Origin of the sequence: Pseudomonas sp. NFR02, assembly GCF_900119375.1 — a bacterium.
Lineage (GTDB): Bacteria > Pseudomonadota > Gammaproteobacteria > Pseudomonadales > Pseudomonadaceae > Aquipseudomonas > Aquipseudomonas paracarnis.
This window is the reverse complement of sequence record NZ_FPJJ01000005.1, coordinates 26,817-48,699: the sequence shown is the minus strand read 5'-3', so window position 1 is coordinate 48,699 and position 21,883 is coordinate 26,817. Positions and strand designations below refer to the sequence as shown.

The following is a 21,883-nucleotide window of genomic DNA, read 5'->3' as shown; positions in this document are numbered from 1 at the left end:
TAAGAATTATTCTCATTGAAACCCATCAAGGAGAACGACCATGACTTATTTGATAGATGCCTGGCTGGATCGCCCCCACCCTTACCTGCGAATCCTGCATCGGGAAACCGGTGAAGTCTGTGCGGTGCTTGAGGAAGAAGCGCTGAACGAGCTACAGGACCAAGGCGATCTGGACGTGAATGGCCTGAGTTCCAGTGAGCCTGGGGTGCTGAAGGAGGTGGTAAGGAATCTGTTTCTGTTCTGCTATGCACGAGCGTTGCGCCCGGCGACCGACTTGAATGGCAAGTTCCATCCATGAAGAAACTGGCAAATGCCTGTTGGGGCGAACGCGTTCGTCCCAACAGGTAATCAGCAGGTCTTACAGAACGTCGAGCAGCTCGACGTCGAATACCAGAACGCTGTGCGGCGGGATGCTGCCAACGCCTTGAGCGCCGTAAGCCAGTTCGCTCGGCACGTACAGGCGCCATTTGCTGCCGGCATTCATCAGTTGCAGGGCTTCGGTCCAGCCGGCGATCACGCCACCCACCGGGAATTCCGCAGGTTGGCCGCGCTCGTAGGAGCTGTCGAACACAGTGCCGTCGATCAGGGTGCCGTGGTAGTGGGTGCGCACTTGGTCTTCACGGGTCGGCTTCGCGCCGGTACCGGCGGTCAGCACTTCAAATTGCAGGCCGGAAGCCAGGGTGGTGATGCCATCACGCTTGGCGTTTTCTGCCAGGAAAGCCAGGCCAGCGCCCGCAGCAGCTTCAGCCTTGGCAGCGGCTTCGGCTTGCATGATTTCGCGGATTACTTTGAAGCTGGCTGCCATTTGCTCTTGGTCAACACGGCTTGGCTGGCCTGCAAACGCGTCGGTCAGACCGGCCAGGATTGCGTCCAGGCTCACGCCCGGTGGCGGGTTGTCGCGCAGTTGGTCGCCCAACTGACGGCCGATACCGTAGCTGACGCGGGTTTCGTCGGTGGACAGATTAACTTCGGACATGAAGAGGCTCCGCTGTAGGACACCACGGTTTCCCGCGCTGCCCAGAACTAAAAGGGCCCGCAGACTAGCACACAAGAGCGGCCCATGATCAGCCCCACCCCGGCATCGCATTAGCGTGCCGATGACCCTTCGTCGCCCGGCAATAAAAGTATTTCAGAATTGTCCCTTGCCGCCGATACAGCCCTACACATCTTGGCTGGCTCAAACAACAACACACCGTCCAGCAGACAGACATCACTCTTCAAGGAGCTTTCGATGAACAGCTGGTTCGGTAACATCAGCGTCAATCTCAAACTCGGCCTGGGCTTCGGCCTGGTGTTGGTCCTCACTTCACTCCTGGCGCTCACGGGCTGGACCAGCCTCGGCGGCTTGATCGACCGTAGCAATTGGATGAGCGATATCACCCAGCTCAACGCCTCGCTGACCAAGCTGCGCATCGTGCGCTTGCAATACATGCTGGCCAATGGCGACGAAGCCGTGGCGCAGAACGTACAGACCAGCCTCGATGCCTTCGCCGCTCAGCAACAGAAGCTGCTGGATAGCTTCAAGAGCCCGGAAAACCTCAAGCTGCTCAATGACCAGAAAGCCGTCATTACCGCCTACCGCCAGTCCTTGAACAAAATGCGCGAGGCCTACCGCAATGGCAACGCTGCGCGCGACGTCATGGGCGCCAAGGCCGATATCGCCAACGCGCAAATCAATGCGCTGCAAACCAGTGTGCAACAGGCGCCGGATAGCCCGGAACGCTTCACGCAATTTCTGGCCGTGACCCAAGCCAAGAATGAGTTCCAGCAAGCTCGCTACGAAGTGCGCGGCTATACCAATAGTCCCAACGCAGAAACCGAAGCCCGCGCTGCGGCGCAACTGGAAAAAGCCGTCGCCGGTTTGAAGGACCTCAGCGCGGCGTTCGGTACCGGTCAGCAAAGCGCATTGTCGGCCCTGGAAACCGCCCTCGGTGCCTACCGCAGCGCCGTGCAGAGCTACAAGGCAGCCAACGCCAACATCGTCACCGCCCGCGCCGAAATGACCACCCAGGGCGCCGATATCGTGACCATCAGCGACAAGCTGTACGACATTCAACTGGAACGTCGCGACGCTGAAAGCACCCAAGCCCGCAGCCTGCAATTGATCAGCACCTTGCTGGCTTTGCTGGTTGGCGTAATTGCCGCCTGGGTCATCACCCGACAGATCACCCGCCCGATCCAGGACACCCTGGCGGTGGTAGAGCGCATCGCTTCGGGCGACTTGAGCCACAACATCCAGGTAACCCGTCGTGATGAGCTGGGCGTGCTGCAACAAGGCATCCAGCGCATGGGCACGACCCTGCGCGAGTTGATCAGCGGCATCCGCGATGGCGTCACTCAGATCGCCAGCGCCGCCGAAGAGTTGTCAGCGGTGACCGAGCAGACCAGCGCCGGCGTGAACAGCCAGAAGATCGAGACCGATCAGGTCGCTACCGCCATGCATGAAATGACGGCCACTGTGCAAGAAGTCGCGCGCAATGCCGAGCAGGCTTCCCAAGCCGCTTCCGACGCCGACGGCCAAGCCCGCGAAGGCGATAAAGTGGTGGCTGAAGCCATCGCCCAGATCGAACGCCTGGCGGCCGAAGTGGCGCGCTCCACCGACGCCATGACGCACCTGCAACAAGAGAGCAACAAGATCGGCAGCGTGATGGACGTGATCAAGGCCGTGGCCGAACAGACCAACTTGCTGGCACTTAACGCCGCCATTGAAGCTGCGCGTGCCGGGGAAGCCGGCCGTGGCTTTGCCGTGGTCGCCGACGAAGTGCGTGGCCTGGCGCAACGTACACAGAAGTCCACCGAAGAAATCGAAGGCCTGGTGGCCGGCTTGCAGAACGGCACCCAACAAGTGGCCAGCGTGATGAACAACAGCCGCAGCCTCACCGACAGCAGCGTCGAACTGACGCGCAAGGCTGGGGTATCCCTGGAAAACATCACCCGCACCGTGTCGAATATCCAGTCGATGAACCAGCAGATTGCAGCGGCCGCCGAACAGCAAAGCGCCGTGGCGGAAGAGATCAGCCGCAGTATCGTGAATGTGCGGGATGTGTCCGAGCAGACCGCGACTGCCAGTGATGAGACGGCCAAGTCGAGTGTGGAACTGGCTCGATTGGGTAGCCAGTTACAGCAGATGGTCAGTCATTTCCGGGTTTAAAAAACCAAAAAAAGCCGCCTCAATTTAAGCCGAGGCGGCTCCACTTCTCAGACCTTATTGGTCATCAAAGCTGTCCCGCAGGAATGTCCACACGTGATAAACACGTAAAGCATTCACTACGAGGTTCCACGTACGTCGTGCAAACTTAGACATACTCGGCCCTCCTAGAGTTGGGCCTTACCTCCAGCGCACTTACCGGAACACGTGAGCCTTTGGACGCGGGTCAATGCGTCCTTTGAGGTGGCCGGGCTAGTGGGCCTTCCGCATCAATCCGGCACGGATTACTAGCCCGTGGCGGTCAGTCCAGAATTCGCGCGCGTACCCGGCCCCCCAAAAGCGACAAACGCAGAACGGGGAAGATCCTAACCAACATTCCCGTCTAAGGTGTGTCTAACAGTGGTCAAATATCCAGTATCGCCGATAGATTCATTGCAAGCTTTTGCAGTCAAAATCAGGCAAGAGAAGATGCCTAAAGGATCCATGCCGGCCATCGTTCCGTCTTGCGTGACGACGTGACCGGCAGTTAGTATCCACCTGCGGGTCAATGCGTCCTTTGAGATAGCAAACCCCAGCCACTCACTGGGTTTGCAATAAAAAACCGCCCTACTAAGGCGGTTTTTTTTGCCTGCCATTTACCCTTCAGACCTCGCTGTCCTCGACAAACACCAGCCGATTCCCAAACGGGTCACGGATACTCATCTCCCGCGAACCCCAGGGCGTGTCCTCAACCCCAGGCTTGGCATATCGGTACTCTTTGCCCAGCAACTGCTGCTGATACGCATCGACCCCTTGGGCCTGAATTCGCACCGCCGCCCCCGGTGAAGCATCACCATGATGCTCGGACAAATGCAGCACGCATTCCCCCAGCGAGACCTGAAGGTACAACGGGAAGTTCGCCTCGAAACGATGCTGCCAATCGACCTTGAACCCCAGGAAGTCGACGTAGAATTCCAAGGCTTTGACCTCGTCGAAAATCCGCAGAATGGGGACGACTTTTCCTAAGTGCATGGCGACAGCTCCGTATAAAAGAAGCCCCACTATAGAGCCGTAAACCCACCACGCAAATCCCCGCTACGCGCCAGGAACCGGCCTGCTCTCGCGCCGTTCGCCTGCCCATCGCGATAGCTCAATACGCCATTGACCCACACGCCATCAATCCCTTCAGCTGCGCGCTGCGGTGCGGTGAAATCCGCCACATCCCGCACCCGCAGGGGGTCGAACAACACCAGGTCAGCCCAGTAGCCTTCACGGATCTCGCCACGCTCGGCCAGCCCAAAGCGCGCCGCCGACAAGCCGGTCATCTTGTGCACCGCCGTGTGCAAAGGGAACAAGCCGACATCCCGACTGAAATGCCCGAGTACACGTGGGAAGGCCCCCCACAAGCGGGGATGAGGAAACGGGTCTTCAGGCAAGCCGTCCGAGCCCACCATCGACAACGGATGCGCGAGGATGCGCCGAACGTCGGCTTCATCCATCCCGTAATACACCGCCCCTGCCGGCTGTAAACGGCGAGCGGCCTCCAACAGCGAAACGTTCCACTCGCCAGCGATGTCCTGCAAATCGCGCCCGCCCATGTGCGGGTGCGGTGTCGACCATGTGATGGTGATGCGAAACGCGTCGGTGACCTGTTTGAGGTCCAGGGTCGAGGAACTGGCAGCATAGGGATAGCAATCACAGCCCACCGGATGATTTTCCGCTGCAGCTTGCAGAGCCGCCAACAACTGCGGACTGCGCCCCCAATTACCGGCACCCGCGCATTTAAGGTGGGAAATAATCACCGGCACCCTGGCATGTCGGCCGATCAGAAACGCCTCATCCATTGCCTCCAGTACCGGCTCGAACTCGCTGCGCAAATGCGTGGTGTACACCGCACCGTAGGCCGTCAGTTCTTCAACAAGCTGCAACACCTCATCAGTCTCGGCGTTGAATGCGCTGGCGTAGGCCAGGCCTGTGGATAACCCAAGGGCACCGGCCTCCAGGCTCTCTTGCAACTGCACGCGCATGGCCGCGATTTCATAGGGCGTGGCGGTGCGATGCAGGTCATCCATATGGTTGCTGCGCAGCGCCGTGTGGCCGATCAGGGCGGCAACGTTCACTGCCGGATCGGCGCCTTGCACTGCGTTGCGATAATCGCTGAACCGCGGATAACAGAACTGCTCACGCTTGCCCAATAAGTTCATTGGGTCCGGCGGGTCGCTGCGCAAACTCACCGGCGAGGCGCTGATGCCACAGTTGCCGACAATCACCGTGGTCACGCCTTGGCTGAGCTTGGGCAACATCTGCGGCTGGCGGATCACCACCGTGTCATCGTGGGTGTGCACGTCGATAAAACCCGGCGCCAATACGCGGCCATGGGCGTCGATGACTTGCTCGGCCCGGGCTGTGGACAAGTCGCCAATCGTGCGGATGCGCCCTGCGTGCACGCCCACATCGGCGATATACCCTGGGGTGTTACTGCCATCGATGATCAGCGCCTGGCGAATCAGCGTGTCGTACGTCATATCAGTCTCCAAGCGGCAGGCTGCCAGGGCCGCCGCGGTAATCATCCAGGGCCAGCTTGATCCGGCGCAGGCGTTCCTGGTTGTCGTCCGGCAGGGCCAGCGCCAGCTCGGTGGCGAGCAGGTCGATGGCCAGCAGCATGCCGTAGCGGGCGGCGGTGGGTTTGTAGATAAAACTGGTTTCCGCCGGTTGCAGCGGCAGCAGGACATCCGCCAATTCGGCCAGGGGAGAGTCCGCGAGGGTGATGGCAATGATCCGTGCGTCGTAGTTGCGCGCCAGTTTCACCACATCCAGTAATTCAGGTGTGCGGCCGGTGAGGGAACAGACAATTAAGGCATGTTGCGTGCCCAGGGTCGCAGCCGTGACGCGCATCATCACCGGGTCATGGCAGGCCGCAATCGGGTAGCCCAGACGCACCAGGCGCACCTGCAATTCATCGCTGCACAGGCTGGAGGGGCCGCCCATGCCGAACGCATGAATCATCCGCGCCTTGCCCAGCAAACTGACCGCATCGACAAAGCTGTGCTGGTTAAAACCTGACAAATGCTGGCGCAGCGTCGCTTCGATATCGCCCAGAATTTGCCGATGAAAGGCCGACTGTTCCGGCAACCCCGCCGGGTCCAGGAAGCGGCTGCCCACACCACTGGCCTGGGCCAGTTGCAGGCGCAAATCGCGCAAGTCACGGCAGCCAACGCTGCGGGCAAAACGCGACAAGGTCGCGGTGCTGACCTCGGCCCGCTGGGACAACGCCTCCAGGCTGGCCGAGGCGGCAAAGCCCACATCTTCAAGCATCAACTTGGCGATACGCCCTTCGCCGGCGCTGAACGAGTCCTGGCGGGCGCGGATCTGGTAGAGGATGTCCATGCAGGCTCCGGTTATAGAATCAGGCTCATAACACCAGGGACAAGCCGTAGGTCAGACCGAAGGCGACCAGCGAAATCAGGGTCTCCAGTACGGTCCAGGTCTTGAAGGTCTGGATGACCGTCATATTGAAGTATTCCTTGATCAGCCAGAAGCCGCCGTCGTTAACGTGGGAAAAGATCACCGAGCCCGCACCAGTCGCCAGCACCAGCAATTCAGGGTGTGGATAACCCAGGCCCAAGGCGACCGGCGCGACCACCCCGGACGCGGTGGTCATGGCCACCGTGGCCGAGCCGGTGGCGACGCGCATCAACGCGGCGAACAGCCAGCCCATCACCAGCGGCGACAATTGGAACGCATGAGCCAGGCCAAGGATTTCATGAGTAACACCAGCGTCCACCAGGATGCGATTCAACCCACCGCCCGCGCCCACCAGCAAGGTAATGCTGGCGGTCGGCGCCAGGCATTCGTTGGTGAACTTGAGGATCGACTCGCGGTTGAAGCCCTGGGCCAGGCCCAAGGTCCAGAAACTCACCAGGGTCGCCACCAACAGGGCGATCACCGAGTTGCCGATAAACAACAGGAACTGGTTGAAACCGCTGCCCGGCGTAGAAATCACGTTGGCCCAGCCGCCGATCATCATCAACACCACCGGCAACAGGATGGTGCCCATGGTCAGCGCAAAGCTGGGCAGGCGTGTACGCGGTTCACGCTCGATAAACTGGCGCTCCAGCGGGTTTTGCGCCGGCAACTGAATGTGCGGCACGATGAACTTGGCGTAGACGGGCCCGGCAATGATCGCCGTGGGGATGCCAATCAGGATTGCATACAGCACCGTTTGCCCGACCGAGGCGTTATAGGCCAGCACCGCCATCATTGCCGCCGGGTGCGGCGGCACCAACGCATGCACCACCGACAGGCCAGCGACCATCGGCAGCCCGACCATCAGGATCGACACGCCCACGCGCCGCGCCACGGTAAAGGCAATCGGCACCAGCAACACAAAGCCGACTTCGAAAAACAGCGGCAGCCCCACCAGGAACGCGATACACACCATCGCCCAGTGGGCATTGCGCTCACCGAAGCGGTTGATCAGCGTGCGCGCCACCTGCTCGGCGCCACCGGACTCGGCCATCATCTTGCCGAGCATGGTACCCAGCGCCACCACCAGGGCGATATGCCCCAGGGTCTTGCCGACACCCGCCTCGTACGAACCCATGATGGTGTCCGCTGGCATTCCGGCCATCAGCGCCAGGCCGATGGACACCAGGGTAATCACGATAAAGGGGTTGAGTCGGTAGCGTGCAATCAGCACGATCAATGCAATGATGGCGATGGCAGCGTATGCCAACAGCCCGAAGCCCGGTGATGCGGCCATGCGGTACTCCTCGGAAAGGGTCACGTCGAATTGGTTGTGAAACTCATAAATCATTCCCGAGGAGCATTTTCAATTTTTATGAAAGTAATTTTCGCCCACGGATAAGCGCTGTCGCTTGGGGATATGCCCGACGTGGGTGGATGAAAATTCGGAGGGTGTTCTTACATGAAGATCAGTGAAGGCGGAAACTCAAACGCCGCCCTTGAGTCATAGACTGCGCATCCATTGCCCAGGAACCCGCTCATGATTCGCACCACAATTGCCGCCAGCGTCCTGCTCTTGTGCAGCAGCGCTTATGCCGCCGACAACCCTGCCTTGAAAAAATGCATGGACAGCGCCAATACCACCGCCGACATGGTCAATTGCAACGCCAGGCAAACCAAGGTGCAGGACGACCGCCTGAACCGTGCCTACAAAACCGCCCTCGCCGCCCAGGAAGGCCCGCGCAAACAGCAACTGCAAGACGTGCAGCGCCTGTGGATCAAATACCGCGACGCCAATTGCGCCTACGCAGGCAGCGCCACCGGCGGCACGATTGATCAGGTAAACGGCTCAGGCTGCGTGCTGGACATGACCCAGACCCGCGCCCAGGAGCTGGAAGACCTGGTCGGGCCGTAATAACAACCTCGCTCCTACAGAAGAAGGCGTCAGTCGTGATGAACCTTGGCGCGCTTGAGCAGTTTTTTGCAGCGCTCGGATAAATGCAGTACCCGCAGGTGCTTGCCAGCCTTGGTGTAGCGCTCGCGCAGGGTCATCAGGGCGGCAATCGCCGAATAGTCGACAAAGCTCAGGTGACGGCAATCCAGCGTGACCTGAGCAGGGTCGTTGGCCGGATCGAACTGATTCAAAAACGGCGTGGTTGAGGCAAAGAACAACGTGCCGTGCAGCCGATAGAGCTTGCTGCCATCGGCCTCCAGGTGTTCATCGGCGTACAGTTCCCGCGCCTGCTGCCAGGCGAAGTTCAGCGCGGCGATGACGATACCGCACAGCACAGCGGTGGCCAGGTCAGTGAACACCGTAATGATCGTCACCGCCATGATCACCAGCACATCATTGAGCGGCACCTTGTTGATCACCCGTAGCGACGCCCAGGCGAAGGTCTGTTGCGACACCACGAACATCACGCCCACCAACGCCGCCAGCGGGATTCGCTCGATCAGTGGCGAAAGAAACAGAATGAACAACAGAATCATCACCCCGGCAAACGCCCCGGAGAAACGCCCACGCCCGCCCGAGCTGAGGTTGATCACGGTTTGCCCGATCATCGCGCAACCACCCATGCCGCCAAACAGACCCGAGACCATATTCGCCGCGCCCAGGGCCACGCTTTCGCGGTCAGGATAACCACGGGTCTCAGTGATTTCGTCGGTGAGGTTGAGGGTCAGCAAGGTTTCCAACAGGCCAACCATCGCCATCAAAAACGCGTAGGGCGCGATGATGCCGAGGGTTTCCAGGGTCCAGGGAATCTGCGGCAGCGCGAAGGTCGGCAAGCCACCGGCGATGTGCGCCATATCCCCCAAGGTACGGGTCGGCAAACCGAGCAGGTACACCGCCAGGCCCACACCCAGAATCGCCACCAGCGCGGGCGGCACGGCACGGGTCAGGCGCGGCAGCAGGTACACAATGGCCATGGTGACTGCCACCAGCCCGGCCATCACGTACAGCGGCGTGCCGCTGAGCCAGCTTTCGCCGCTCTTGAAATGCTCCAATTGCGCCAGCGCAATGATGATCGCCAGGCCGTTGACGAAGCCGAGCATTACCGAATGCGGCACCATGCGCACCAGCTTGCCCAGGCGCAACAGGCCGAAAGCGACCATGATCAACCCGCCCAACAATACCGTCGCCAGCAAATACTCCACACCGTGTTGCACCACCAGCGCGACGATCACCACCGCCATCGAACCGGCGGCGCCCGAGACCATGCCTGGCCGGCCGCCGAACAACGCGGTTAGGGTGCAAATGATGAAAGCACCGTAGAGGCCCATCAGCGGGTTGAGATGAGCCACCAAGGCAAAGGCGATGCATTCGGGCAGCAAGGCGAAAGACGTGGTGAGGCCGGCCAGGGCGTCGGCGCGCAGACGGGTGAGGTTCATGGAGTACCAGGGAGTTGCGGGGGATAAGGCGGGGAATGGTACGGAATTGCGGCGGGTGGGGCTAGTGAAGTGTCAGGTCCGATATACCGAGTCGCACCTTTCGCGAGCAAGCCCCCACATTTGGATCTGTGAATAGATTCAAATGTGGGAGCGGGCTTGCTCGCGAAGGCCGCACCGCGGTGCTAAGCGAACATCACACCATCTCGTCGCGAATCCACTCCACCACCGAAGTACGCTTGGGCACCCAACCCAACAGCTCACGAGCGTGCTTGCCGCGCACTCGGCTATTGGAGCCCAAGCCATAGTTGGCCATTTCATACCCCCACTCGGCCTCAGCCTCGGCCAATGGCCAATCCTGTGGTTTGCCCAGGTTCAGCGCTTGGGCAATCGCCGTGGTCATGTCGATGAATGCTGCTTCGCTGCTTTCCACGAAGTAGAACGTACCCGGGACGTTTTTGGTCAGCGCCAGCAGATACAGGGCGACCACGTCTTCAATATGCACGTTGGACCAGATGTTCTGCCCGCTGCCCACATGGCGCACTACCCCGCTTTTGCGCGCCTGCTTGAGCAAGCGCGGCAATTGCACGCTGTCACGCTTCACGCCCAGGCTGTGGCCGTAGATCAGGGTGTTGCAGATCACCGCCGAATTCACGCCGTCATTGGCCGCCGCGAGGATCAGGTTGTCGATGGCCACGCGGGCAGCCTTGTCGACGGTCGGCTCAGGCAGGTTGTCTTCAAAGTAGATGACTTCACTGGCTTTACCGCCCGACGCATCGCCGACGATGCTCGACCCGCTGGTATGCAGGAACGGCTTGTTCGAGCCTTTCAAGGCGGCCAGCAAGGTTTCCACAGCGGCGCGATGGTCGCTGCTGGCAGCGTTGATCACCGCATCGGCCTTCTGTGCCTGCTCGGTCAATACGGTTGCGTCGTCGAGGGTGCCGATCACCGGCGTAATGCCCAGGGCGGTCATTTCGGCGGCTTGTTCGGCGCTGCGCACGAGGCCGGTGACGTGATGGCCGGCGTTGACCAGGCCGGTGGCGATCGAACCGCCGATAAACCCTGCTGCACCGGTAACGAATACATTCATGGAGGTTGCTCCTGACTGGGTAAGTGATGCGCCCAGTATCCAGCTCCCACTGCTGCCGAATAAGCCCGTGCGGCCCAATTCACTCTTGCGCTCAGGTCACGAATCAGCGCGCATAGCGCGCCAGCTTGGCCTGAATAAAGTCCAGGAAACACTGGATGCGTAGTGCCAATTGCGAGTTGCGATAGAACACCGCGTGGATCGGCTGGCGATAACCGCTGTTGGACGCCTCCAGCATGGGCACCAGGCGGCCGGCGTCGATGTCAGCGACGGTCATGAAATTCGACAGGCAACAAATGCCCTGCCCCTGCAGCGCCAACTGGCGCAGGGTTTCGCCACTGGATGCACTGACGCCGGGCTGAATCAGCCAGCGGTCACCTTCGCCGTGACGCAGCGGCCAGTGGTTGAGGGTCTCGGTGTGGGTGAAGCCCAGCAAGGTGTGATCAGCCAACTCGGCAACGGTCGTCGGCGTGCCGTACTGCTTGAGGTAGTCGGGGCTGGCCAGGACATGCAGCGGCGTGCTGCCCAGGAACCGCGCATGCAGGGTCGAGTCGGCAAGGGCGCCGATGCGAATGGCGATGTCGGTGCTTTGCTCCAGCAGGTCGATGATCAAATCATCGCTGTTGAGCTCCAACTGGATATCCGGGTAGAGGCTGCGAAATTCAGCGATGTACGGCACGATCCCATGCAGCATGAACGGCACGGCGGCGTTGATACGCAGGCGCCCGGCCGGCTTTTTCTGGCGCGAGGACAGGCGCTCTTCCAGCTCATCCATCTGCGCCAGGATCAGCTTGGCCTGCTCGAAGAAGTACTTGCCCTCCTCGGTCAAGTCCATGCGTCGCGTGGTGCGGTTGATCAGCGTGGTATCGAGCTTGGCTTCCAGGCGCGACAGCGTGCGGCTGACCGCAGACGGCGTTTGCCCGACCTTTTCGGCGGCGGCAGAAATCGAGCCGCATTCAATCACGCTGACGAAGATCTGTAGCTCATCGGAACGGGCTTTCACGGGCAGTCCTTCATTAACGGCTGAAAAATGCCCGCTCATTATTAACCAGCCAGCAACAAATGGCCTCCCAACAACGCCATGCCGGTAAAAAATCCACGTTTGAACCACACGGCACTGATACGCCGACGCACCACCTGGCCCAGCCACATCCCCAGCAAGGCCGGCACCAGCGCCAACACCGACGCCCCCATTTCACCCCCGCCCAGCACACCGCGCCAAGCCAACCCGGCGGCAAGTGCCAACGTCGATACGGTGAACGACAGCCCCAGCGCCTGCACCAACTGGTCACGGCTCAAGCCCAGCGCCTGCAGGTACGGCACCGCAGGGATCACGAAGACACCGGTGGCCGAGGTAATGATGCCGGTGATCACCCCGCACATGGGGCCCAGCCAGCGCTCGGTTCGGGGCGCGACCTTGAAGGTCGGCAGGAATAACCCGCTCAGCGCATACACCAGTAAAGCCGCGCCCAGGGCACGCACCACCCAAGGTCCGCTACCCATGCCTAGCCACAAGGTGCCCAACCCGGTGCCGAGGAAAATCAGCAACAGCATCGGCCACAGGCGTTTGAGCAAGGCACCCAAGTGCCCGCCAAAGGACAGTTGCCACAGGTTGGTCACCGTCGAAGGAATGATCAGCAATACCGCAGCCTGCGCCGGCAGCATAGCCAGGCCAAGCATGCCCATGGCTACAGTGGGCAAGCCCAGGCCGATGACGCCCTTCACCGTACCGGCCAGCAGGAAGGTAGTGATGACCAGCGCTGTCAGTGCGGGACCGAGGTTTTGGTAGAAGGAGAGGAAGGTATTCATGCACCGATTGTGCAGGGCTGGAGAGTGGCTGAAAATTCGCCATATACTGAGCCAGCCTCTTGTTTTGCGTGAGGCTGATGACGCTATCGCAGGCAAGCCAGCTCCCACATTTGGAATTGTGAATACATTCAAGTGTGGGAGCTGGCATGCCTGCGATGAGGCCCTTCCAGTCACAGGGAAACTTCATGCACTTTGACCTCATCGACCTGCGCCTCTACCTGCACATCCTGGACAGCGGCAATATCACCGCCGGCGCGGCCCGCAGCCACCTGTCCCTGGCTGCCGCCAGCGCACGCATCCGAGCCATGGAGTCTTCACTGGGCATCGCGTTTCTCGAGCGCGGCCGCCGTGGCGTAACCCCAACACCCGCGGGCAAAGCCCTGGCCCGGCATGCTCGCCTGCTGTTGCAGCAGGCCGACCATCTGCAGCAAGACCTGGCCGAATATGCCAATGGCGTCAAAGGCCAGGTACGCCTGCTGTGCAACACCACCGCCCTCAGCGAATACCTGCCGGAGCTGCTCGCGCAGTTTTTGCGCGAGCATCCCAACCTCGATATCGACCTGCAAGAGTTGCCCAGCCTGCGCATCACCCACGCCTTGCGCCAGGGCACCGCCGACCTGGGGATTATTTCCGATGCGGTAGACACCCACGGCTTGCAGACCCTGGCGTTTCGCGACGACCCGCTGGTGCTGATCATGCCCCTGGACCACCCGTTGACCAACCCGAGTTTTATCGAGAGCCTGCAATACGACTACGTGGGCCTGGGGGCGAACAGCGCGTTGGCGGTTTACCTGGAAGAACAGGCACTGCACGCTGGCTTTCGCTTGCAGACGCGCATTCGCGCCGACGGTTTTGAGGGGTTGATTCGCATGGTCGTCGGCGGTGCGGGCCTGGGCATCGTGCCTCAGGCCGCCTTGGACCGCTGGCCGTCAGAACGCCGTTTCAAGGCCCACCTCCTGCAAGAGGAGTGGGCCTGCCGCACGTTGCTGTTATGCGCACGCTCGTTCGAGCAACTGCCGGGTTATGCCAGGGCTTTGTTCGACGCCTTGGCCCTGCCCTTGCGGAAGAACCCGTAATACACAGCCGACAGAATCAGCAGGAACGGCACGCCAAACACCAGTGTCATCTTGAAGGCGTCGGTGAAATAGGTGGTGATCATCACCGCCCCCATCAGCACCAACCCCAGCAACGTGCTGTAGGGAAACAGGCGCAACTGGAACGACAACTTCGCCCCGCCATGACGCTTGCGATAGCGGCGGAAAAACAGGTGAGTGAGGAAGATCATGAACCAGGTGAAGATTGCGCCGAACATCGAGATCGCCATCATCAGGGTGAACGAGCTTTCCGGGTACACCACGTTAAGCAACGTCGCCAGGGCAATGCCCGAGCTGGACAGCAGCAATGCGTTGAGCGGGATGCCGTTCTTGCTCAGCGCGCCCATGGACTTGGGCGCAAAACCAGCGCGCGACAGGCTGAACATCATGCGCGTGGTGATGTAGAGCTGACTGTTCATGGCCGACAGCGCCGCGATCAGGATCACGAAATTCATCACCCCGGTGGCACCGGGAATGCCGATAGTCTGCATCACTGTGACAAACGGGCTCTGGGCCTGGCCGGCCTGGTTCCACGGTACGATGGCGAGCATCAGCGCCAGGGTCAGCAGATAGAACACCACCAGCCGCACGATGGTAGCGCGGAAGGCTTTCTTCACCGCCTGCTCCGGGTCGGCGGCTTCACCGGCGGCCACGGCGATCATCTCGACACTGAGGTAGCTGAAGATCGACACGATCACCGCGATCCACATGCCACTCAAGCCATGGGGGAAAAAGCCGTCGTGGGCCGTGTAGTTCTGCACGCCGTAGTCGGGGTTACCAGAGCCGAACACCACATACACCGCCAGTATGATGAAACCGACAATAGCGCTGATCTTGATCGTCGAGAACCAGTATTCGAAGTTGCCGAAGGTCTTCACGCTGATCGCGTTGAGCAGGATCAGCACACTGGAAAACGACACGATCCACACCCACTCCGGCACGTTGGCAAACCAGTACTTCATGTACATCGCCACCGCCGTGACCTCGGCCCCCACCGCCAGCACAATCGCCGCCCAGTAGGCATACCGCACCAGGAACCCGGCCAACGGGCTGATGTAGAACTCGGCATAGGCGCCAAAGGAGCCGGAGGTGGAATGGGCCACCGTCATCTCCGCCAGGCAGCCCATCAGCAGCAAGGTAATCAACGCGCCGATGGCGTAGCTCACCAGCACGCTCGGCCCGGCATAACCGATGGCGTAGGCGCTGCCCATGAACAGCCCGGTGCCGATGGCGCCACCGATGGCGATCATGCTCATCTGGCCGGAAGTGAGCTGGCGCCTCAGGCCCAGTTCACGGTGGGTAATCTCTGCAAAGCCGTTGTCTGGCGTGGTCACGGGTGTGCCCCTTTATTATTGTGATGGTGGCTGACGCTGAACCTGTTGGAGCTGGCTTGCCTGCGATAACGGTAGTGAATGCACCGACGCTATCGCAGGCAAGCCAGCTCCCACATTTGATCTGTGTTGCCCTTAAGTAACGCTGTTGCGGACTTTGAATTGCGGCTGGTCCCAGGTGGCGTTGTCGAGAATTTCACCGAGAATTTCCACGGCGTCCCACACCTCGGTAAAGCTGGTGTACAGCGGCGTGAAACCAAAGCGCATGATCCGCGGTTCACGGTAATCGCCGATCACGCCTCGGGCGATCAAGGCCTGGATCACGGCGTAACCTTCGGGGTGTTCAAAGCTGACGTGGCTGCCGCGCCGGGCGTGTTCACGCGGGGTGATCAGCTCCAGGCCGTGGGGGGCGCAACGGCTTTCGACCAACGCAATGAACAGGTCAGTCAAGGCCAGGGACTTAGTCCGCAGGCGCGCCATGTCGGTCTGGGCAAAAATATCCAGGCCGCATTCCACCATGGCCAGCGAGGTAATCGGTTGGGTACCGCAGAGGTAGCGTGCAATGCCGGCGCTGGGGGCGTAGGTGGACTCCATGGCGAACTGGCGGGTATGCCCGAACCAACCCGACAACGGCTGGCGCACCACATCCACCAACGCCGGGTTGACCCACACAAACGCCTGGGAGCCCGGTCCGCCGTTGAGGTATTTGTAGGTGCAGCCAATCGCATAATCCGCATTGGCCTGATGCAGGTCGACAGGCACCGCGCCCGCCGAATGCGCCAGGTCCCAGATGCTCAGCGCGCCGCACTCGTGGCTCAGTGCGGTCAGCGCCGCCATGTCGTACATATAGCCGGTCTTGTAGTTGACGTGGGTGAGCATCACCACCGCCACGTCCGCATCAATGGCCTGGGGCAGTTCGGCCGGGCTGTTCACCAGGCGCAGGGAATAGCCTTGTTGCAGCAATTCGGCCAAGCCTTCGGCGATGTACAAGTCGGTGGGAAAGTTGCTCGCTTCGCTGACGATGACCTTGCGCGCAGGTGTACGTTGGCGCTGCACACTCAAGGCGGCGCTGAGCACTTTGAACAGGTTGATCGAGGTGGTGTCGGTGATCACTACCTCGCCGTCACGCGCACCAATCAATGGCGCCAGGCGATTGCCCAGGCGCTGGGACAACTGCGCCCAGCCAGCGCTGTTCCAGCTACGAATCAAGCCGTTGCCCCACTCCTCGGCGATCACCTGTTGTGCGCGTTCCAGCGCCGCCACCGGGCGAGCGCCGAGGGAGTTGCCGTCGAGGTAGATCACGCCCTCGGGCAAGGCGAATTGGGCACGCAGGGGGGCCAAAGGGTCCTGTGCGTCGAGGGCTTGGCAATGGCTTCGAGTGGTCATGGGTCGTCCTGGTTTTTATAGGTGAGGATGGACCAAATAATGAACGAACTTTTAGAGAATTTTCGTGCAAAGTGGTGGGTAAACGGCTATTTAAGCTGTAGGAAATTCGAATTTAACCTCCAAATACGCGGATATCTTCCAAGCATGATTCTCGACGCCACCGACCTGCGCCTCCTGCATTTCCTGCAACAGGATGGCCGCATCAGCAACCAGGAATTGGCGGAAAAAGTCGCGCTGTCGCCGTCTGCATGCCTGCGCCGTTTGCGCCTGCTGGAGAGCGAGGGAATCATTAGCGGCTACCGCGCGGTATTGAACGCCGAGCAGTTGGGGATCGAGCTGGAAGCCATCGTGCACCTGTCGTTGCGCCAGGATGTGGAGGACTGGCATGAGACGTTCATCAAGAAGGTGCAAGGCTGGCCAGAGGTGGCGAGCGCCTATGTGATCACCGGCGCCAGCAACTATGTGCTGCGGGTGCAGGCGCGTAACCTCAAGCACTTTTCGGACTTTATCGTGAACCACCTGAACCGCACGGCGGGGGTGATGGATATCCGTTCGGAGATAGTGCTGCAGAAGATCAAGGACCGGGATGAGGTGTTGGACCTGGTCCTACGCAAGTAACCGCACCACCATAGAAACCCTGTGGGAGCGGGCTTGCTCGCGAATGCGGTGGATCAGCCAGCCCATGTATTAACTGGCACACCGCATTCGCGAGCAAGCCCGCTCCCACATTTCCAACCGTATTCAGTCCTCGAGGGCGCGTACGCGTTGCATACGTTTCTGCTCGACCGGCGCGGCGGCAGGCTGCAACTCAAAGTCAAAATCAATCTGCGCAAACCGTCCTTGCACGCCAAATTCCCGCGCCAGTTGCGGATCGTCGCTGAAGCGGATCTCGGCAATCAGTTCATCGCGGGTGGCATAGGCGAAGTCATCGTGCAGGTACGGGTCATCCGACAGGTTGATCTGCGTGGTCAGGTGCCGGTGCCCAGGCGCCGAGATGAAGAAGTGGATATGCGCCGGCCGCTGCCCGTGGCGCCCGAGTTGGTCGAGCAACTGTTGCGTCGGCCCGCTCGGCGGGCAACCGTAGCCCGAAGGTACGATGCTGCGAAAACGGTAGTTGCCCTGGGCGTCGGTCTCGATACGGCGACGCAGGTTGAATTCAGATTGATTCGGGTCGAACCACGAGTAAGTGCCGCCGGTATTGGCCTGCCACACATCGACAATCGCCCCCGCCAATGGCTTGCCTGCGGTATCGCGCACTTGCCCGCGCATGAACAACGGCACCGCGTCGTCCTGACCATCATCCAGCCGTGCTTCGTATTGGGACAGCGGCGCGCCGGCCACATACAACGGGCCTTCGATGGTGCGCGGTGTACCGCCGGACTTGCCTGCCTGCTCATCGGCGGCGTCCATCAACAGGTCCAGATAATGCTCCAGGCCCAGGCCGGCAGCGAGCAGACCGGCCTCCTGGTTTTTGCCCAGTTCATTGAGGTAGTTGACCGCCTTCCAGAATTCTTCCGGGGTCACTTCCAGGTCTTCGATGATGTTCACGGTGTCGCGCAGGATCCGGTAAATCAGCGCCTTGGTACGTGGGTTGCCCGCGTCATTGAGGTTGCCGCTGGCTTCTTCGAGAAACTGTTGGGCGTGGGCAGTCTGGGACAGGCGGATGGACATGGTGCATTCCTCATCTTGTAGTTATAGGTGCAAGCCGGCTCAGCGGTCGTCCGCATGGATCGACGACGGATGGCGGCACAGCGCGTTCACTTCGATGGCCATGTAGGGGAACAACGGCAGTTGCATCAGCAGGTCGTGCAGCTCCTGCACGCTGTCGACATCGAACACGCTGAAGTTGGCGTAATGCCCGGCGATGCGCCACAGGTGGCGCCACTTGCCCTCCTCTTGCAGGCGCTGAGCCAAGGCTTTCTCCTCGGCCTTGAGGCTGGCGGCACGCTCGGGGTGCATATCGAGGGGCAGGTTCACGGTCATTTTTACGTGGAACAACATGGCAGAGGCCTCTTAGTGTTTGTCACGGCGAAAGAACGCCAGGCGCTCTTCATCGAGCGCCAGGCCCAGGCCCGGCGCGCTGGAAACGTGCAGCTGGAAATCGCGGTACACCGGTGGCTCGGTGAGGATGTCTTCGGTGAGCAACAGCGGGCCGAACAATTCGGTGCCCCACGCCAGGGTGTTCAGCGTGAGAAAGGTATGGGCCGAGGCCAGGGTGCCAATGCCGCCTTCGAGCATGGTGCCGCCGTACAGGCCGATGCCAGCCGCTTCGGCAATCGCCGCCGTGCGCAATACAGCGCGAGGGCCACCGTTCTTGGCGATCTTGAGGGCGAACACCGTGGCCGCGCCTTCACGGGCCAGGTTAAAGGCGTCTTCCACACATTCGATAGATTCATCGGCCATGATCGGCACCGGGCTCGACAGGTTGAGCCGGGCCATGCCGCCACGGTTGTTGCGCGAGATCGGTTGTTCGATCAGATCGATACCGTGGTCGCCGAGCACCTTGCATGCCCGCAGGGCCACGGCCTCATCCCAGGCCTGGTTGACGTCGACGCGCACACTGGCGCGCTCGCCCAGGGCTTTCTTGATTGCGATCACATGGGCCAGGTCGCGGCTGACTTCACCGGCGCCAATCTTCAATTTGAAGAGGCGGTGACGGCGCAGGTCGAGCATTTTCTCGGCCTCGTTGATGTCCTGTTCGGTATTACCGCTGGCCAGGGTCCAGGCCACCGGCAACGCATCACGCACACGCCCGCCCAGCAGCTCGCTGACCGGCAGCCCGAGGCGTTTGCCGAGCGCGTCGAGCAAGGCGCTTTCGATACCGGACTTGGCAAAGGTGTTGCCGCGAATACTGCGTTCCAGGCGCAACATGGCCGCATTGACGTTGCTCGCGTCCTGACCGATCAATAGCGGCGCAAAGTGGCGGTCGATATTGATTTTGATGCTGTCGGGGCTTTCATTGCCGTAGCTCAGGCCGCCAATGGTGGTGGCTTCGCCGATGCCTTCAATGCCGTCGGCACAACGCAGGCGGATGATCACCAGGGTCTGGTTTTGCATGGTGTGCATCGCCAGCTTGTGCGGGCGAATGGTGGGCAGATCAACAATAAGCGTGTCGATCGATTCGATGGCGCAAATCGGCATGGCAATACCCGTTGGGTTCTTTATAGATTTGCGTCGATTCTGTGCCGCATTTTTTTGGGGTTCCAATATAGAATTGGTCTGGTGCGATACCCTCAAGGTATGAAAGGAGTCAATATGGAACTGCGTCACTTGCGCTATTTCCAGGTGCTGGGCGAAACCCTTAACTTCACCCGGGCTGCCGAACGCCTGCACATCGCCCAGCCGCCCTTGAGCCGGCAGATCCAGCAGTTGGAGGATGAACTGGGGGTGGTGCTGCTGGAGCGCAGTCGGCCTTTGCGCCTGACCGAAGCCGGGCGTTTTTTCTATGAGCACGCCAATGTACTGCTCGAACAACTGGACAAGGTCTGCGACACCACTCGGCGCATCGGCCAAGGCGAGAAAACCTGGCTGGGCATCGGCTTTGCGCCGTCGACCTTGTATGGCGTGCTGCCGGAGCTGATTCGGCGCCTGCGCACCCACGACGCCCTGGAGCTGGAGCTGGGTTTGTCGGAAATGACCACCTTGCAGCAGGTCGAAGCGCTCAAGGCTGGCCGCATTGACGTGGGCTTCGGGCGTATTCGCATCGACGACCCGGCCATTGTCCAGCGCGTACTGGTGGAAGACCGCCTGGTGGCGGTGCTGCCCAGCGGTCACCCGTTGCTGGGCGCTCCGGCCACCCTCGCCCAGTTGGCTGCCGAACCCTTCGTGCTCTACCCCGGCAACCCGCGCCCCAGTTATGCCGACCATGTGATCGCGCTGTTCGACGCCCATGGCTTGAGCGTGAAGGTGGCGCAGTGGACCAACGAATTGCAGACCGCTATCGGCCTGGTGGGCGCCGGTATGGGCGTGACGCTGGTGCCGGCGTCGGTGCAGGTGCTGCATCGGGCGGATATTGGCTATACGCCGGTGGTGGAGGCGACGGCGAGTTCGCCGATCATCCTCAGCCGGCGGGTGAATGACCGGTCGCCGGGGCTGACTCATTGCCTGCAACTGGTTGAGGAGTTGATCTGAGATCCTCCAGGCACCCCATACTCCATGTGGGAGCAGGCAAGCCAGCTCCCACCTGTTGATCCTCACCCGGGTTCAAGTAATGCGCAGGCGCTTGCGTTGCAATGTCTGGCTGGGCGACTCATCGAACAGCTTGCGGTATTCCGCCGAAAACCGCCCCAGGTGCGTAAACCCCCAGCCCAGGGCGATTTCAGAAATAGTGCGCATTGAGCCCTGCTCCAGAATTTCCTGGCGCACCGCCCCCAGCCGATGCTTCTTCAGATACGCCATGGGCGACAGTGCGAAGTACTTGCGAAACGCATCGAACAGTTTGAACCGCGACACGCCCGCCGCCGCTTCCAGGTCTTCCAGGTGCAGCACTTCACGGGCGTTGTCGTGGATGAATTGCCGCGCACGGATCAAGTAGTGCGGCAGTTTTACCCCCAACACCTCGCGCAACTCTTCAGAGTAGTTATTCGGTTGGGCCAGGATCAGCCCCTTGATCAGCGAGCTTTCCAGGTCACGGGTAAACGCCGCCTGCTCGTACAACTCGCTGCTGCATTCCAGTTCGGCGATGAAGTATCGCGCCATGCGCCACCACGAGGCCGGTGCTCCGTCCACAGCATCCATCACCGACTCAAACCGCAGCGGTGCATCGATGGGCCGTTGCAGCAAACCTTCCAGTGACTCGCTCATCGCCGCGCGGGTGATCACCACCTGCAACTTGCGGCAGTCACCGGAAATCGCCAGCACCTGATGCTCATTGGGTGAAATGATCACGCCCTGGTCGCGGTTGGAACTGAGGCGCTCACCGTTCTTGCTCAGCTCCTGCTCGCCCACCAGCGGCAGGCTCAAGCTGTAGCTGCGAAAGTGCTCGGCGTCTTCGATGTCGATGGTCACATCGGTACCGTATTCGATCACGCCCAGGGTGGTGGCGCGGGACTTGAACACGTTGGCGCTGTGGTGAAAGCGCAGGCGCTCGGGGGTGGCCGTCGCCAGGCGATGGGGCCCGCAGATGCCGGACATCCAGCTGCGCGCGCCTTCCAGGTCGAAGCGTTGAATATGAATATCGCGTGTCTGGCTACTCATC

At 60.8% G+C, this 21,883-nt stretch carries 21 protein-coding genes and 1 pseudogene; 7 read left to right on the top strand and 15 right to left on the bottom strand.

Annotation, left to right across the window (positions count from 1 at the left end; all coding sequences use genetic code 11):
- The first annotated feature begins 40 nt into the window (after window positions 1–40).
- Window positions 41–298, top strand: coding sequence for a PA4570 family protein (locus tag BT199_RS16145; RefSeq protein WP_005791321.1), 258 nt, complete (start codon window positions 41–43; stop codon window positions 296–298).
- Window positions 299–358: 60 nt separating this feature from the next.
- Here the strand turns inward: BT199_RS16145 and BT199_RS16140 are convergent, their stop codons facing one another.
- On the bottom strand, window positions 359–976 hold the full coding sequence (locus BT199_RS16140) for a BamJ family beta-barrel-assembly machinery protein (protein ID WP_014719893.1): 618 nt from the start codon (window positions 974–976) through the stop codon (window positions 359–361).
- A gap of 255 nt (window positions 977–1,231) precedes the next feature.
- Between BT199_RS16140 and BT199_RS27725 the strand changes: the two are divergent.
- Both BT199_RS27725 and BT199_RS27720 read left to right on the top strand, forming a co-directional pair.
- Window positions 1,232–2,248: pseudogene (locus tag BT199_RS27725) on the top strand (methyl-accepting chemotaxis protein); the annotation flags it as partial.
- Between the two features lie 39 nt (window positions 2,249–2,287).
- Window positions 2,288–3,151 (top strand): methyl-accepting chemotaxis protein, encoded by an 864-nt coding sequence (locus BT199_RS27720; RefSeq protein WP_370706066.1) that lies wholly within the window; start codon window positions 2,288–2,290, stop codon window positions 3,149–3,151.
- A gap of 639 nt (window positions 3,152–3,790) precedes the next feature.
- Here BT199_RS27720 and BT199_RS16130 read toward each other — a convergent pair.
- Genes BT199_RS16130 through BT199_RS16115 form a run of 4 tightly spaced genes read right to left on the bottom strand, consistent with a single transcriptional unit; the run spans window position 3,791 to window position 7,943 of the window.
- On the bottom strand, window positions 3,791–4,159 hold the full coding sequence (locus tag BT199_RS16130; RefSeq protein ID WP_014719894.1) for a glyoxalase superfamily protein: 369 nt from the start codon (window positions 4,157–4,159) through the stop codon (window positions 3,791–3,793).
- A gap of 29 nt (window positions 4,160–4,188) precedes the next feature.
- Window positions 4,189–5,652, bottom strand: coding sequence for an N-acyl-D-amino-acid deacylase family protein (locus tag BT199_RS16125; RefSeq protein ID WP_014719895.1), 1,464 nt, complete (start codon window positions 5,650–5,652; stop codon window positions 4,189–4,191).
- Window position 5,653: 1 nt separating this feature from the next.
- Window positions 5,654–6,514, bottom strand: a complete 861-nt coding sequence (locus tag BT199_RS16120; RefSeq protein WP_072434992.1) for a MurR/RpiR family transcriptional regulator — start codon at window positions 6,512–6,514, stop codon at window positions 5,654–5,656.
- 25 nt (window positions 6,515–6,539) lie between these two features.
- Window positions 6,540–7,943: a GntT/GntP/DsdX family permease gene (locus BT199_RS16115; protein ID WP_020302507.1), complete on the bottom strand. Its 1,404-nt coding sequence runs from the start codon at window positions 7,941–7,943 to the stop codon at window positions 6,540–6,542.
- A 189-nt stretch (window positions 7,944–8,132) separates the two neighbouring features.
- Here BT199_RS16115 and BT199_RS16110 point away from each other — a divergent pair, with 189 nt between their 5' ends.
- Window positions 8,133–8,507 carry a lysozyme inhibitor LprI family protein gene (locus BT199_RS16110; RefSeq protein WP_032902520.1) on the top strand — a complete coding sequence of 125 codons (375 nt, stop codon included), beginning with the start codon at window positions 8,133–8,135 and terminating at the stop codon, window positions 8,505–8,507.
- A gap of 29 nt (window positions 8,508–8,536) precedes the next feature.
- On the opposite strand, the gene BT199_RS16105 is transcribed toward BT199_RS16110, so the two are convergent.
- The 4 genes from BT199_RS16105 to BT199_RS16090 form a co-directional block, all read right to left on the bottom strand.
- Window positions 8,537–9,982 (bottom strand): SulP family inorganic anion transporter, encoded by a 1,446-nt coding sequence (locus BT199_RS16105; RefSeq protein ID WP_072434990.1) that lies wholly within the window; start codon window positions 9,980–9,982, stop codon window positions 8,537–8,539.
- 193 nt (window positions 9,983–10,175) lie between these two features.
- Entirely contained in the window at window positions 10,176–11,069 is an 894-nt protein-coding gene (locus BT199_RS16100) for an NAD-dependent epimerase/dehydratase family protein (RefSeq protein ID WP_072434988.1), read from the bottom strand.
- A 103-nt stretch (window positions 11,070–11,172) separates the two neighbouring features.
- Entirely contained in the window at window positions 11,173–12,069 is an 897-nt protein-coding gene (locus BT199_RS16095; RefSeq protein ID WP_014719901.1) for a LysR family transcriptional regulator, read from the bottom strand.
- A 41-nt stretch (window positions 12,070–12,110) separates the two neighbouring features.
- On the bottom strand, window positions 12,111–12,875 hold the full coding sequence (locus BT199_RS16090) for a sulfite exporter TauE/SafE family protein (RefSeq protein WP_014719902.1): 765 nt from the start codon (window positions 12,873–12,875) through the stop codon (window positions 12,111–12,113).
- A 185-nt stretch (window positions 12,876–13,060) separates the two neighbouring features.
- Here BT199_RS16090 and BT199_RS16085 point away from each other — a divergent pair, with 185 nt between their 5' ends.
- Window positions 13,061–13,951 (top strand): LysR family transcriptional regulator, encoded by an 891-nt coding sequence (locus BT199_RS16085; protein WP_072434987.1) that lies wholly within the window; start codon window positions 13,061–13,063, stop codon window positions 13,949–13,951.
- Here the strand turns inward: BT199_RS16085 and BT199_RS16080 are convergent.
- The gene (locus BT199_RS16080) at window positions 13,897–15,303 is read right to left on the bottom strand and encodes an amino acid permease (protein WP_014719903.1); all 1,407 of its coding nucleotides are present in this window, start codon (window positions 15,301–15,303) and stop codon (window positions 13,897–13,899) included. The two genes, BT199_RS16085 and BT199_RS16080, sit on opposite strands and share 55 nt — an antisense overlap.
- A 132-nt stretch (window positions 15,304–15,435) precedes the next feature.
- Window positions 15,436–16,686, bottom strand: a complete 1,251-nt coding sequence (kynU, locus tag BT199_RS16075; RefSeq protein WP_072434986.1) for a kynureninase — start codon at window positions 16,684–16,686, stop codon at window positions 15,436–15,438.
- 144 nt (window positions 16,687–16,830) lie between these two features.
- Between kynU and BT199_RS16070 the strand changes: the two genes are divergently transcribed.
- Window positions 16,831–17,304 carry an Lrp/AsnC family transcriptional regulator gene (locus BT199_RS16070; RefSeq protein ID WP_003194103.1) on the top strand — a complete coding sequence of 158 codons (474 nt, stop codon included), beginning with the start codon at window positions 16,831–16,833 and terminating at the stop codon, window positions 17,302–17,304.
- Between the two features lie 123 nt (window positions 17,305–17,427).
- Here the strand turns inward: BT199_RS16070 and catA are convergent, their stop codons facing one another.
- The 3 genes from catA to BT199_RS16055 are packed head-to-tail and all read right to left on the bottom strand — an operon-like array spanning window position 17,428 to window position 19,827.
- Window positions 17,428–18,357 (bottom strand): catechol 1,2-dioxygenase, encoded by a 930-nt coding sequence (gene catA, locus BT199_RS16065; protein ID WP_072434984.1) that lies wholly within the window; start codon window positions 18,355–18,357, stop codon window positions 17,428–17,430.
- Between the two features lie 39 nt (window positions 18,358–18,396).
- A complete protein-coding gene (gene catC, locus BT199_RS16060; RefSeq protein WP_072434982.1) occupies window positions 18,397–18,687 on the bottom strand; it encodes a muconolactone Delta-isomerase in 291 nt (96 codons plus the stop codon).
- Between the two features lie 12 nt (window positions 18,688–18,699).
- Window positions 18,700–19,827, bottom strand: coding sequence for a muconate cycloisomerase family protein (locus BT199_RS16055; protein WP_072434980.1), 1,128 nt, complete (start codon window positions 19,825–19,827; stop codon window positions 18,700–18,702).
- 114 nt (window positions 19,828–19,941) lie between these two features.
- On the opposite strand from BT199_RS16055, the gene BT199_RS16050 reads away from it, so the two are divergent.
- Window positions 19,942–20,817, top strand: coding sequence for a LysR family transcriptional regulator (locus BT199_RS16050; RefSeq protein ID WP_020302516.1), 876 nt, complete (start codon window positions 19,942–19,944; stop codon window positions 20,815–20,817).
- A gap of 72 nt (window positions 20,818–20,889) precedes the next feature.
- Here the strand turns inward: BT199_RS16050 and BT199_RS16045 are convergent, their stop codons facing one another.
- Complete coding sequence (locus BT199_RS16045) at window positions 20,890–21,882, bottom strand: AraC family transcriptional regulator (RefSeq protein ID WP_014719909.1); 993 nt, start codon at window positions 21,880–21,882, stop codon at window positions 20,890–20,892.
- Between the last annotated feature and the right edge of the window lies 1 nt (window position 21,883).

Bases quoted from the DNA above. Each gene is read 5' to 3' on its own strand.
- BT199_RS16145 (WP_005791321.1), top strand. From the start codon at position 41: ATGACTTATTTGATAGATGCCTGGCTGGATCGCCCCCACCCTTACCTG.
- BT199_RS16140 (WP_014719893.1), bottom strand. From the start codon at position 976: ATGTCCGAAGTTAATCTGTCCACCGACGAAACCCGCGTCAGCTACGGT.
- BT199_RS27720 (WP_370706066.1), top strand. From the start codon at position 2,288: ATGGGCACGACCCTGCGCGAGTTGATCAGCGGCATCCGCGATGGCGTC.
- BT199_RS16130 (WP_014719894.1), bottom strand. From the start codon at position 4,159: ATGCACTTAGGAAAAGTCGTCCCCATTCTGCGGATTTTCGACGAGGTC.
- BT199_RS16125 (WP_014719895.1), bottom strand. From the start codon at position 5,652: ATGACGTACGACACGCTGATTCGCCAGGCGCTGATCATCGATGGCAGT.
- BT199_RS16120 (WP_072434992.1), bottom strand. From the start codon at position 6,514: ATGGACATCCTCTACCAGATCCGCGCCCGCCAGGACTCGTTCAGCGCC.
- BT199_RS16115 (WP_020302507.1), bottom strand. From the start codon at position 7,943: ATGATTTATGAGTTTCACAACCAATTCGACGTGACCCTTTCCGAGGAG.
- BT199_RS16110 (WP_032902520.1), top strand. From the start codon at position 8,133: ATGATTCGCACCACAATTGCCGCCAGCGTCCTGCTCTTGTGCAGCAGC.
- BT199_RS16105 (WP_072434990.1), bottom strand. From the start codon at position 9,982: ATGAACCTCACCCGTCTGCGCGCCGACGCCCTGGCCGGCCTCACCACG.
- BT199_RS16100 (WP_072434988.1), bottom strand. From the start codon at position 11,069: ATGAATGTATTCGTTACCGGTGCAGCAGGGTTTATCGGCGGTTCGATC.
- BT199_RS16090 (WP_014719902.1), bottom strand. From the start codon at position 12,875: ATGAATACCTTCCTCTCCTTCTACCAAAACCTCGGTCCCGCACTGACA.
- BT199_RS16085 (WP_072434987.1), top strand. From the start codon at position 13,061: ATGCACTTTGACCTCATCGACCTGCGCCTCTACCTGCACATCCTGGAC.
- kynU (WP_072434986.1), bottom strand. From the start codon at position 16,686: ATGACCACTCGAAGCCATTGCCAAGCCCTCGACGCACAGGACCCTTTG.
- BT199_RS16070 (WP_003194103.1), top strand. From the start codon at position 16,831: ATGATTCTCGACGCCACCGACCTGCGCCTCCTGCATTTCCTGCAACAG.
- catA (WP_072434984.1), bottom strand. From the start codon at position 18,357: ATGTCCATCCGCCTGTCCCAGACTGCCCACGCCCAACAGTTTCTCGAA.
- catC (WP_072434982.1), bottom strand. From the start codon at position 18,687: ATGTTGTTCCACGTAAAAATGACCGTGAACCTGCCCCTCGATATGCAC.
- BT199_RS16055 (WP_072434980.1), bottom strand. From the start codon at position 19,827: ATGCCGATTTGCGCCATCGAATCGATCGACACGCTTATTGTTGATCTG.
- BT199_RS16050 (WP_020302516.1), top strand. From the start codon at position 19,942: ATGGAACTGCGTCACTTGCGCTATTTCCAGGTGCTGGGCGAAACCCTT.
- BT199_RS16045 (WP_014719909.1), bottom strand. From the start codon at position 21,882: ATGAGTAGCCAGACACGCGATATTCATATTCAACGCTTCGACCTGGAA.